Raw genomic sequence first — 11,268 nt, 5'->3', positions numbered from 1 at the left:
CTCCGCCGCGAGTGCGTCCGCGACCTGGAAGGCGGGGGCGGCGACGGAGTCGCCGATGGTCGACGAGTGCCACGTGCCCCCGTACAGCACACCCCGGGGGGCGCCGTCGACGATGACCGGAACGGCCAGAAGGGTGCTGATCCCTTCGCCGAGCACGTGCGCGTCGTAGTCGTGGGTGATCGTGCGAGAGGACCGGTAGTCCACCGTCATCCGCGGTCGCAGCTCGGTCATCGCCTTGCCGCCCAGCCCGCGGTGCGGGCGCACCGTCAGCCCCTCGAGGCTCGGGGTGCGGTTGCCGACGACGGTCGAGATGCGGACCGCTCCGTCGACGTGGAGTCCGCCGAAGGCCACGGGAAACCGTGTGCGTCGGGCCAGATCGCCGACGGCGCGCGCGAGCAACTGGGTGTCGGTCTCGCCGGTGTCGTGTGCGGTCACGCACTGCCTGCTTTCGAGAGTGCCGTTGCGCCCGGCCGGTTCGTAGCGACGATACCACCGGCCTTCGCGCGCCGAGGGCTCGAGTGGTGGCTCGTCTCTACCGCGCGAGAGGACTCCGCAGACGGCCTACGCCTCTGCGGGCCACACCCCGCTCGACCCGCGCCGGTGGCTTCCCACGAGGTGCGTGTCGACGATGCCGGTGGCCTCCATGAGGGCGAACGCCGTCGTGGGACCGACGAAGCGGAACCCGCGCCGCTTCAGCTCCTTCGCGAGCGCGGTCGACTCGGGCGACGACGACGGGATGTCGGCGTAGCTCGACGGGCGCGGCGTCTCGGCCGGCCGGTGGCTCCAGATCAGGTCGGCCAGCCCGCCGTCGGCGCGGAGGGCCACCGTGGCCTGCGCGTTGCCGATCGTCGCGAGGATCTTCGCCCGATTGCGGATGATGGAGGCATCCGCCATCAGCCGCTCCACATCGTCGGCCCCGAACGACGCGACCGCCTCGGGGTCGAACCCGGCGAACGCGACGCGGAAACCCGGGCGCTTGCGCAGCACGATCGCCCACGACAGCCCGGACTGGAAGGCCTCGAGGCTGAGCCGCTCGAAGAGCCCCTGCTCGTCGCGGACGGGCATGCCCCACTCCGAGTCGTAGTATTCGCGCAGCAGCGGATCGACCGCCGCCCAGCCGGGTCGGGCGAGGCCGTCGTCGCCGATGAACAGGTTGTCGGTCATCGGGGCAGTCCTTCCGGGTTCTCGAGCTCGATGAGGAATCGCTTGACCTCGGGGCGTGCGCCGTACTCGCCGATCGTCCCGTCAGCGCGGATGACGCGGTGCACCGGCACGACGAGCGAGAAAGGGGTCACCCGGCAGGCGGTGCCCACCGCACGGGCCGCGCCGGGGCGGCCCGCCGAGATGGCGACCTCTCCGTAGCTCGCGGTCTCGCCGTACGGGATGTCGACGACGGCCCGCAGGGCATCGCGGTGGAACCCGCGCACGAGGCGCCAGTCCAGCTCCACATCGAAGTCCCGCCGATCGCCGTCGAAGTACTCCGCCAGCTGGCGGGCGACCGGGGCGGCCGCGCCGGCGTCGAGGGTCGGGAGCTCCCCGAGCTCATGCGACAGCGCGGCGAGCTCGTGCTCGATGCGCCCCTCACCGAGCCGAAGCGCGACGAGGCCCTCGTCGCCGAGGGCGATGAGGGCATCACCCACGGGCGTCGTGGTGACCGCGTAGCGGAAGTTCGTCATGCCCCCATCATTCCGCGAGGGTGCGACGGCGCGCACCGCGCACAGCGACTCGGGTGGGAACGCGGCGTCCCCCGAGGTCTGTGCAGGAAACGCTGATCGGGACGGCGTGTCGGCGCCGGCCGCCGACGCGGGCAAATGGCTCGGCAATCGGGCGAAACTCGGCCGGTCTGCGTGCGGACGGGCTCGCGCGCGTTTAGGGTGACGTGTGTGTGGCGAGGCGATGGAAGCGCCGTGGTGGGCGCGAAGGACGACGTGCCCGCCGCAGCTGTGACCCCGGGAGAGCTGGGGCTGTCCGAGGTGGGAGTCACCGTCATGCACATCGCCGAGCCGGACCGCGAGCGCCTGCGCGCCGAGGCCCGCGACCTCGGGGGACGCTCGCCGCTGCTGCGCTATGTCGACACCCCCGAGACCGGGATCGACATCACGAAGGCGCACCCGGGCAGCCTGCCACCGTTCATCACGGGCAAATCCACCCTCCTCTCCAACCTCTTCCGCGACGAGGTTGCGCTCCGCACCGCGCGGCTCGCGGCCGAGCGCATCACCGCCAAGCATGTCGAACTGCGCACGATCCGCGGCATCGACGCCGTGCACCTGGGCGTGGGGCTCGCGTCGTGGCGCATCGGCGGGATCGCCTACTCGGCCCCCGTCCTGCTCCGGCCGCTGGCCATCCGCCGTCACCACTCAGACTTCGAGCTCAAGCTCCATGGCCGCTTCCAGGTGAACCCCGAGCTCGCCCGCGCCGTGCGCGTCGCGTTCGGCATCGAGCTCGACGTCGAAGCCCTCGCCGCGCTCGCCTACGACGCCGGGGTCTTCAAGCCGCAGCCCGTGATCGACCGGCTTCGCGCCGCGACCTCGGCGATCGACACGTTCGCGGTCACGCCGCGCCTCGTGGTCTCGACGTTCGCCGATGTCGCCGGTGCGATGGGTCGTGACGCCGCCAACCTCGATCACCCCGTGCTGAACGCCCTGTCGGGGCATGCCGACGATCGGGAGGCGATCACAGCCCCCCGCCCCGAGCCGCACCTGACGAACGCAGACGAGCGGGCACCGGCATCCGACACGCTCCTTCTCGATGCGGACGCCGAGCAGGAGGCGGTGCTCGCGCGCATCGCCGCCGGCCACTCCCTCGCGGTGGCGACCCTGCCCGGCACCGGCGGAACGCAGACGATCATCAACGCGGTCGGCGCCCTCGTGCAGGCCGGCAAGCGCGTGCTCGTCGTGAGCGCGCGCCGCTCGAGCCTCGAAGGCGTGCGGCACCGCCTCGCCGGCATCGGCCTCGGCGGCCTCGCGGTCTCGCCCGCGACGCTGCAGCGAGATCTGGTACGGGCGATCGGCCGCAACGAGAAGGCAGCGCAGCCGAAGGTCGCGGAGGTCGATGACGCGCTCGTGCGACTGCGGACCGTGCTTCGCGACTATCGCCGCGCCCTCACGACGAAGCACCCGACGCTCGGTGTCTCCGCCCTCGATGCGACGCGCGCCCTGACGACGCTCGCGGCGCGGAACCCCGCGCCCTCGACGAGTGCACGGCTCGCCCTTCCCGCGCTCGTGCGGCTGGCGACGCGACGGGAGGATGCCGCGGCCAAGCTCGTGCAGGCGGCCCGGCTGGGCGAATTCCGCTTCGGACCGAACGACTCGCCGTGGTACGGGGTCTCGTTCGCGAGCACGCAGGAGGCCCGTGCCGTGCACGCGCTCGCGGGACGCCTGCACCGCCAGGACGTGCCCGCCCTGCTCGAGCGCGGCTACGCGCTCATCGCGCAGACGCGGATGCGTCCCTTCGCGACGATCGACGAGCTGGGGGAGTACCTGCGCCTGCTGCAGGGCATCCGCGACTCGCTCGACCGCTTCAGCCCCACGGTGTTCGAGCGGCCCCTGGGCGAGCTCATCCAGGCGCTCGGCGCTCGCCGCGACGCCCCGACGATGAGCGGGGCGAACCGGCGCAGGCTGCGCCGGCTCTCGAGGGAGTACGTGCGGCCCGGCGTGCACGTGCCCGACATGCACGAGTCGCTCGTGCGCATCCAGCAGCAGCGCACCGCGTGGCAGCGGTACGTCGAAGCCGGTGTCGCCCCCGAGGTGCCCCTCGGCCTCGCCGACGTGCACGTCGCCTGGCAGCGCGTCGAGGCCGACCTCGCCGAGCTCGACCGCCCGCTGGGGCGCGAGCGGGCCGGTCGTCTTGCGGGCCTTCCGGTCGCGCAGCTCGTGCGCACGCTCGCCGGTCTCGCGGCCGAGTCCAAGGTGTTCGACAACCTCGTGGAGCGCGCAACACTGCGCGGCGAGCTCGCGCAGCTGGGCGTCGAACCGCTCCTGGCCGAGCTCTCGGTGCGCCACGTTCCCGAAGACCTCGTCGCCGGCGAGCTCGAGTTCGCGTGGTGGCAGTCGGTGCTCGAGCACATGCTGCAAGCCGACAGGGCGCTCCTCGGCGCAAACACCTCCGTCGTGGATCGCCTGGAGCGGGATTTCCGTCTCGTCGACGAGGCGCACGCCGCGGCATCCGGACCGCTCCTCGCCTGGCAGCTGGCAACGCAGTGGCGCATCGCGATCGTCGATCACCCCGCCGAGGCGGCGGCGCTCAAACGATCGCTCGTGACGGGCTCGCGCGCGACGCCCCGCGATCTCACCCGCGTCGCCCCGACCCTCATGCGCACTCTCGTGCCCGTCTGGCTGTCGTCACCGTACGACGTGCCCCACGTGCCCGACGACCAGCCGTTCGATGTCGTGATCATCGCCGACGCCGCCGCGCTGAACCTCGCCGAGGCGGCCCCCGCGATCCGGCGCGCACGCCAGGTCGTCGTCTTCGGCGACCCCGTCACGCAGAAGCCGATGCCCTTCGCCACGGCGACCGGGCAGTCGGCCGACGGCGACGCCGACGTGCCCTTCGACGAGGCCTCGGTGTTCGAGCGCCTCGCCGACCTGCTTCCGGTGACGACGCTCACGCGCAGCTACCGCGCGGGCGGCGAGGATCTGGCAGAGCTCGTGAACGACGCGTTCTACGGGGGAGAGATCGTCTCCCTGCCGTGGGCGGGCTCGTATCTCGGGCGCGGCAGCCTCACCGTCGACTACGTCGAGGGGGGAACAGGCAACCCCGACCCCGTCACGGGGGCGGTGGAGAGTCCGGATGCCGAGGTCAACCGCGTCGTGACGCTCGTGGTCGAGCATGCCGTGAACCGATCGAGCGAGTCGCTCATGGTCGTCACGGCGAGCGCCCGGCACGCGGAGCGGGTGCGCGCCGCGGTCGGTGCGGCGTTCGCCGGGCGCGCGGATGTGGCGGACTTCGTCGGTCGCGACTCGGCGGAGCCGTTCGCCGTGCTCACCCTCGAGGAATCGGTGGCCGAGAGCCGCGACCGGGTGGTGTTCTCGCTCGGGTTCGGGCTCACGAAGCACGGCCGCGTGCTCAGCGACTTCGGCGACCTCTCCACGCCCGACGGGGAGCGGCTGCTCACGGTCGGCATGACGCGCGCCAGGCGTTCGATGGTGATCGTGTCGTCGATCCGGCCTTCGGCGTTCGACGACGGCCGGCTCGAATACGGCGCCGCGACGCTCATGAGCATCCTGTCGGGCATCGCCGCGCGGGCCCGCGAGGCCCGGCTCGAGGACCTGTCGGACCCGCTCACCCTCGGGCTCGCGCGCGAGCTGCGCCGGCTCGGCGTCTCGGTCGACGTGGACTACCGGGGGTTGCTGCCCCTCGTCGCCCAGCACGACGGCAAGGCCGTCGTCGTGGAGAGCGACCCCGAGTCGCGCCCGGAATCGCTCCGCGAGTCGCTTCGTCTGCGACCCCACATCCTGCGCCGGCTCGGCTGGCACTACGTGCGCGTGCACGCGTTCGACCTGTACAGCAACCCCGGGGCCGTCGCCGCGCGGATCGCGGGACTCGTCGGCGTCGAGCCCGAAACGCCCACGGCCGACACCGACACCCAGCCGATCGATGTGCCCGACTGACCGACCGGCGGGCGACAGGCAGAGGATCGAGCGCGTCGGCGGTTCGCGGCGCGTGAAGCTGACGCCCGCGCCGGGAACGGCGACGGAGCCGGTGGCCGCCGACGAGATCGACGACGCGAGAGCGGATGCCGCGCCCCCGGCCGGCGCGGGACCCAATGACGAGCAGCTGCGGCGGGACGTTCCGCCCCATTACTAGCGGCCCACTACGAGACCCGGGTCGCTGCTCGTTCGGGCCAGCGGGAGAGGCTACGCCTTCGAGCTGTCCTTCGCGAGCAGGTCACGGATCTGCAGGAGCAGCTCCTGCTCCGTAGGGAGCGACGATGCCTCCTCGGCGGCGATGCCCGCCTTGGCGGCGGCGCGCTCCTTCGCCCTGTTGAGCGGATACACGAAGACGAAGTACACGACGACGGCGACCGCGATGAAGTTGATGATCGCGCCGATGATCATGCCCCAGCCGAAGTCGGTCTCGCCGCCCCGGATATTCGGAATGCTCCACACGAGGTCGTTCAGGCTGTCGGCCCGGAAGATCAGAGCGATCAAGGGATTGATCAGTCCCGTGACGATGGCGTTGACGATGCCGGTGAACGCCGCGCCGATGACGACCGCGACGGCCAGATCGATGACGTTGCCGCGGAGAACGAACTCCTTGAAACCCTGAATCATGCGATGCTGCTCCGTTTCTTCGGGCTGGCCGATCACTTTCCCGTCGGGGCGGGCGAGGCCTTCGCCTCGGACTTCGATGGCGCCGACGGCGAGGCCGATCCGCCATCCGACGACGAGCCTCCCGACGACGAACCTCCCGATGACCCTCCGCCAGACGACGAGCCTCCGGAACCGTCCGACTTCGACGCGGCGGCGCGGGAGTCGGTGCGGTAGAAGCCGGAGCCGTTGAAGGTCACGCCGATCGACCCGTATTCCTTCCGAAGGGGGCCGCCGCATTCGGGGCACTCGGTGAGCGTGGGCTCGGCGAACGACTGCACCGCATCGAAGCGGTGGCCGCAGGTCTTGCAGGCGTAGGCGTAGGTGGGCATCGGATCCTGTCGAGTCTTGTTCAGCGCCGACTCGGCGCGAGGGTGATCGTCTGGGTGGGCGTGACGACGCCGGTCACCGGCTGGTCGTGGACGTCGCGGGGTACCACGTCGAGGAGTTCGGAGTCGAAGATGACGGCGTAGACCGGGGGGCAGCGCTCCATCGAGCCGATCGTCTTGTCGAAGAACCCACGGCCCCAGCCGAGGCGCATCCCGGTGCGGTCGACCGCGGCGGCGGGGATGATCATGAGATCGACGGAGTTCACGGCGATCGGGCCGAGCAGCTCGCCGACCGGCTCAGGCAGCCCGAACATGCCCTCGGCGATGTCTCCGTCGCTGGTCGCCACCGCCCAGTCGAGAAGCCCGTCCTTGCGCGTGATGGGCAGGAGCACGCGGATGCCGCGGGCCACCGCCGCGTCGACGAACTCACGCGTGCCCGGCTCGGTCGTCGTCGAGAGGAAGCACGAGACCGATCGGGCGCCGGTGCTCGCGACGAGGGCGTCGAGCTGCGCGCGTACACCCGCGGCCGCGGCATCCCTCTGCGCATCGGAGAGCAGCTGCCGACGCTCACGCAGCTCGGCACGCAGGGCGCGCTTCTCGTGATCGGCGTCATGCGGCATGGTCTCGATTCTAGGCGGGCGCGGGAGGGTGCCCGTCATGTGCCGCTCACGCGCCCTGGATAGAGTGATGCCATGCCCCAAAAGCGAATGAAAGCAGTCATTCCGGCCGCCGGTCTCGGCACGCGATTCCTCCCGGCAACGAAGGCGTTGCCGAAGGAGATGCTTCCGGTCGTCGACAAGCCGGCCATCCAGTACGTCGTCGAGGAGGCCGCGCTCGCCGGCATCCACGACATCCTGATCATCATCGGGCGCAACAAGAATGCCCTCGCCAACCACTTCGACTCGGTGCCCGAGCTCGAAGACAAGCTGAAGCACAAGGGTGACCACGGGCGACTCAAGCGTGTCGTGGAATCGAGCGACCTCGCCGACATCCACTTCGTGCGGCAGGGCGAGCCGAAGGGTCTCGGCCACGCGGTCCTGCGCGCACGCGCGCACGTGGGAGACGCGCCGTTCGCCGTGCTGCTCGGCGACGACCTGATCGATGAGCGCGACCCGCTCCTGACGACGATGATCGATGAGCACGAGGCCCGCGGGGCGACGATCATCGCCCTCATGGAGGTCGACCCCGAACAGATCCACATGTACGGGGCGGCCGCGGTCGAGCCCACCGACGACGCCGACGTCGTCAAGGTGACGGGTCTCGTCGAGAAGCCCTCGAAGGAGGACGCTCCGTCCAACCTGGCGGTCATCGGCCGCTACGTGCTGACGCCGCAGGTCTTCGACATCCTCGAGCGCACCGAACCGGGCAAGGGCGGCGAGATCCAGCTGACTGACGCGCTGCAGGAGCTCGCCACGAGCGACGGCGACGGCGGAGGCGTGTACGGCGTCGTATTCCGGGGTCGCCGCTACGACACCGGCGATAGGGTGGACTACATCAAGGCCATCGTGCAGCTTGCGGCCGACCGTGAGGATCTCGGACCCGAGTTGCGACCCTGGTTCAAAGAGTTCGCGGCAACGCTGTAGTCGCACGTTCGAGGGAGGTCGCATGGATCTCTCCTTGCCGCGCCGCCACGGGTCCGTGTCGATCCGGCTCGTGCGCCCGCGCGATGCGCGCGTGCTCCAGAACGAGTTGCTGAGCAACCGCTCGTGGCTGCGCCCGTGGGAGGCCACGAGTCCCGACGGACCGGTCTCGTTCGACATGAAGGCCGGCATCCGTCGTCTCCTCCAGCAGTACCGGGACGGCAGCGGTGTGCCCTTCGTCATGGAAGACCACGACGAGGTCGCGGGTCAGCTCAACGTCTGGGGCATCGCGCGCGGGTCCCTCGCCTCGGCCACGATCGGCTACTGGGTGAGCGAACGGTTCGCCGGACGGGGAATCACCCCCACAGCCGTCGCGATGGCCACGGATGTCTGCTTCACCGACCTGCAGCTGCACCGGATGGAGATCTGCATCCGCCCCGAGAACAAGGCGAGCATCCGCGTCGTCGAGAAGCTCGGCTTCCGCTACGAGGGACTGCGTCGGCGCTACATCCACATCAACGGCGACTGGCGCGATCACTACGCCTTCGCGCTCGTCCGCGACGAGGTGCCGGAGGGCGTGCTGGAGCGCTGGGTGCGGGGGCAGGCGCCTCAGGATGCCGCGACCGTGCCCCCGGCGGATCGCCTGCACGCCTAGGCTCTGCATCGAAAGCGACAGAACCACTCACACGACACGCGCCGAGGAGCCGGGCAACGGCGGGCGAGCCGCCTACCGTGGACGTCATGGGTGGGCCGGTTCTGGGCGGGGGCGTGATCGTCCTCGTCTCCGTGCTGCTCTGGCTCGTCTACCTGCTGCCCTCGTGGCACGGAAGCCACCAGTACAACGCGGCCGAACGCAACGCCGTGCGGCTCAACCAGGCGCTGCGCGTTCTCGCCGAGACGAGCGAGACTCCCGGCGAGGTGCGCCTCGAGCTCAACGCCCGCACCGCGCTCGCCCAGCAGCGGCTCGCCCGGCGCACCCGGGCCGAGATCGAGAAGGGCGAGCTCGAAGAGGCCCGTCGCGAACTCGCCGCCGCCCGCAGCACGCGGTCCGCGCGGATGGCCCGGGCTCGGCGCCGCGCCCGCCTGCTCACCACCGTCGTCGGCCTCGCGGCGATCGGCGTCGCCTCGTGGGGCGGCTGGCTCTTCGTGGCCACCGGATCTCAGGTCGTGCTCTGGTCGGGCGTCGCGCTCGCCGTGGTCAGCGGGCTGCTCCTGCACCGGATGGCGCGCGTCGGCGCGCGAGCCGCCGTCCGCACCGAGATCGCGGCCCCCGTCGCCGAAGCCCGCGTGCAGGATGTCGAACTCGCCGCCCCCGCCGCGTGGACGCCTCGCCGGCTGCCGCGCCCGCTGTCGGCGTCCGCCGGCTCCCGTGCCGCCGCCGTGCTGGACGCGGCCGAGGCGCTGCGGATCGCCGCCCGAGAAGAAGCACTGCTCGCGCACGCCGCCGAACGGCAGCCGCCGACGATCGCGGCCGCGCGCCGCGCGCACGACGGTGCCGCGGCATCCACCCCCACGCCGTTCGCGGGAAGCGGACGCGTCGACGACGCCGAGATCGAGGCCCACGTGCGCCAGCTGCTCGCGCGCCGCGCCGCGGGCTGATCTCCCGCGCGCCGGCCGGTTCCGGCAGCGATCGAGGGGTGCTCCGGCGGGCGGGAGCGAGGGGTCGAGCGTGATAACCTATCGGAGGTTCAGGGGCCTGTGGCGCAGTTGGTAGCGCGCTTCGTTCGCAATGAAGAGGTCAGGGGTTCGAATCCCCTCAGGTCCACGATGTGATGTCTCGCGACATAGGTCTCAGATGAGTCGGGACATGTGTCGCTTTTCAGGAGCCCGGCCATCGGCCGGGCTCTTGTTGTTGGTTGCGCCAGTAGCTGCGGTGGGGGTCGATGATGTGGGTGCTGAGGATTTCGCCGGTGTCGAGGTGGACCACGGTGACGGTGCTTTCGTCGATGAGGGCGAGGATGCGTTTGCCGCGGTGTTGGTAGCCGATTCCGAGGTGGTGCATGCGGGCGGCTCGGCGCCTGTCGACGAAGATCCACCAGCTCGTCGACGGCAACGGACTGCCGCTGGTGACGTTGATCAGCCCGGGCCAGGCCGGGGACTCGCCGATGTTCCTGCCATTGATCGCGCAGCTGCGCGTCGGGGGTGACACCGGCCGGCCGCGGACCCGGCCGGACGCGGTCCGCGGCGATAAGGCGTACTCGTCGCGCGCGATCCGCGGGCACCTGCGATCCCGCGGCATCAAAGCCGTGATCCCCGAACCCGACGACCAGAAAGCGCATCGCAAGCGACGCGGCTCACGAGGCGGCAGGCCCGGCGAACTCGACGCCGTCGACTACAAGAACCGGAATGTGATCGAACGCCGCTACTGCCACATCAAGCAATGGCACGGCCTCGCCACCCGATACGACAAGCACGCCATGATCTACCGCGCCGCCGTCGTCCTCAACGCCATCATCGCCTGGACCAGCGAATTGTCAGACACGCCCTAGGCCGCAAACACGCGATCGTGGGTCGGCGGACGGGCAGCGGGAGCCACTGTTCTCAGTTACTGAGAACGGCGATCAGTTCGACCGCGCTACCTGGTTATCCTGCAGTTGGTTCGCGCGAGAGGCGCGCATCCTCAGTAAACGCTCAACGAGGAGTAAGAATGAACAGGGCACCTATCCTTCATTCCGATGGCCGCTACGTGCGCGCGAAAAGCGTGTGGAGGGCGACGAGGATTGCACTCGCGTGCTTCGTGTCTATCGTCCTCGCTGGGGCCGTGTTCGCCGCTCCGGCGAGTGCGATTCCTCCGCGGGGCGAGAAGGGCGACCTGTCGATAGTTCTGCTATCCGGTCGCACCGATACGGTTACTGGTGGCGATGTGCTCATTCGTGTCGTGGGACGTATCGCGAAGCAAGCCACGATCACATTGAATGGTGCGGAGGTCGCTTCGGTGCGGAAACGCTCTAGTGGTCACGTCGAGGGCATTGTCAGCGGGCTTCAGTTCGGAGCGAACACTATCGCGGCGGAGACCAAGCATGCGCGTGATGAGATTACAGTTGACAATCA

12 protein-coding genes, 1 tRNA gene and 2 pseudogenes are annotated in these 11,268 nt (G+C 70.4%); 8 read left to right on the top strand and 7 right to left on the bottom strand.

The window, feature by feature from the left end; genetic code table 11:
* The 3 genes and pseudogenes from VNT50_RS02510 to VNT50_RS02500 form a co-directional block, all read right to left on the bottom strand.
* A pseudogene (locus VNT50_RS02510) lies at positions 1–435 on the bottom strand (GAF domain-containing protein); the annotation flags it as partial.
* A gap of 126 nt (positions 436–561) precedes the next feature.
* Positions 562–1,164 carry a DNA-3-methyladenine glycosylase I gene (locus tag VNT50_RS02505; RefSeq protein WP_325483525.1) on the bottom strand — a complete coding sequence of 201 codons (603 nt, stop codon included), beginning with the start codon at positions 1,162–1,164 and terminating at the stop codon, positions 562–564.
* On the bottom strand, positions 1,161–1,676 hold the full coding sequence (locus VNT50_RS02500) for a methylated-DNA--[protein]-cysteine S-methyltransferase (protein WP_325483524.1): 516 nt from the start codon (positions 1,674–1,676) through the stop codon (positions 1,161–1,163). Before VNT50_RS02500 ends, VNT50_RS02505 begins: the two co-directional genes overlap by 4 nt.
* A 198-nt stretch (positions 1,677–1,874) precedes the next feature.
* Here VNT50_RS02500 and VNT50_RS02495 point away from each other — a divergent pair, with 198 nt between their 5' ends.
* Entirely contained in the window at positions 1,875–5,609 is a 3,735-nt protein-coding gene (locus VNT50_RS02495; RefSeq protein WP_325483523.1) for an AAA family ATPase, read from the top strand.
* Positions 5,610–5,661: 52 nt separating this feature from the next.
* Positions 5,662–5,805, top strand: coding sequence for a hypothetical protein (locus VNT50_RS02490; protein ID WP_325483522.1), 144 nt, complete (start codon positions 5,662–5,664; stop codon positions 5,803–5,805).
* Between the two features lie 50 nt (positions 5,806–5,855).
* Here VNT50_RS02490 and mscL read toward each other — a convergent pair whose 3' ends face one another.
* From mscL to VNT50_RS02475, 3 genes are read right to left on the bottom strand one after another with little or no spacing between them, the layout of a single operon-like run.
* On the bottom strand, positions 5,856–6,272 hold the full coding sequence (mscL, locus tag VNT50_RS02485; RefSeq protein WP_325483521.1) for a large conductance mechanosensitive channel protein MscL: 417 nt from the start codon (positions 6,270–6,272) through the stop codon (positions 5,856–5,858).
* A gap of 32 nt (positions 6,273–6,304) precedes the next feature.
* Positions 6,305–6,640, bottom strand: coding sequence for an FmdB family zinc ribbon protein (locus tag VNT50_RS02480; protein WP_325483520.1), 336 nt, complete (start codon positions 6,638–6,640; stop codon positions 6,305–6,307).
* A 20-nt stretch (positions 6,641–6,660) separates the two neighbouring features.
* Complete coding sequence (locus VNT50_RS02475) at positions 6,661–7,257, bottom strand: 5-formyltetrahydrofolate cyclo-ligase (RefSeq protein WP_325483519.1); 597 nt, start codon at positions 7,255–7,257, stop codon at positions 6,661–6,663.
* A 72-nt stretch (positions 7,258–7,329) separates the two neighbouring features.
* On the opposite strand from VNT50_RS02475, the gene galU reads away from it, so the two are divergent.
* The 4 genes from galU (at position 7,330) to VNT50_RS02455 (ending at position 9,982) form a co-directional block, all read left to right on the top strand.
* On the top strand, positions 7,330–8,220 hold the full coding sequence (gene galU / locus VNT50_RS02470) for a UTP--glucose-1-phosphate uridylyltransferase GalU (RefSeq protein WP_325483518.1): 891 nt from the start codon (positions 7,330–7,332) through the stop codon (positions 8,218–8,220).
* Positions 8,221–8,242: 22 nt separating this feature from the next.
* Positions 8,243–8,872, top strand: coding sequence for a GNAT family N-acetyltransferase (locus VNT50_RS02465; protein ID WP_325483517.1), 630 nt, complete (start codon positions 8,243–8,245; stop codon positions 8,870–8,872).
* Between the two features lie 86 nt (positions 8,873–8,958).
* Complete coding sequence (locus VNT50_RS02460) at positions 8,959–9,816, top strand: large exoprotein (RefSeq protein WP_325483527.1); 858 nt, start codon at positions 8,959–8,961, stop codon at positions 9,814–9,816.
* A 93-nt stretch (positions 9,817–9,909) separates the two neighbouring features.
* Positions 9,910–9,982, top strand: a tRNA-Ala gene (locus VNT50_RS02455).
* Positions 9,983–10,036: 54 nt separating this feature from the next.
* Here VNT50_RS02455 and VNT50_RS02450 read toward each other — a convergent pair.
* Entirely contained in the window at positions 10,037–10,219 is a 183-nt protein-coding gene (locus VNT50_RS02450; RefSeq protein ID WP_325483528.1) for a hypothetical protein, read from the bottom strand.
* A 1-nt stretch (position 10,220) separates the two neighbouring features.
* Between VNT50_RS02450 and VNT50_RS02445 the strand changes: the two are divergent.
* Together VNT50_RS02445 and VNT50_RS02440 are read left to right on the top strand one after the other, a co-directional pair.
* A pseudogene (locus VNT50_RS02445) lies at positions 10,221–10,706 on the top strand (transposase); the annotation flags it as partial.
* A 248-nt stretch (positions 10,707–10,954) separates the two neighbouring features.
* The coding region (locus tag VNT50_RS02440; protein WP_325483516.1) for a DUF6351 family protein at positions 10,955–11,268 on the top strand (314 nt) is incomplete at its 3' end.

It is taken from the genome of Microbacterium sp., assembly GCF_035554235.1.
In the GTDB taxonomy this organism is placed as follows: domain Bacteria; phylum Actinomycetota; class Actinomycetes; order Actinomycetales; family Microbacteriaceae; genus Microbacterium.
The sequence above is the reverse complement of the archived record's forward strand: the minus strand, read 5'-3'. Positions and strand labels throughout refer to the sequence as shown.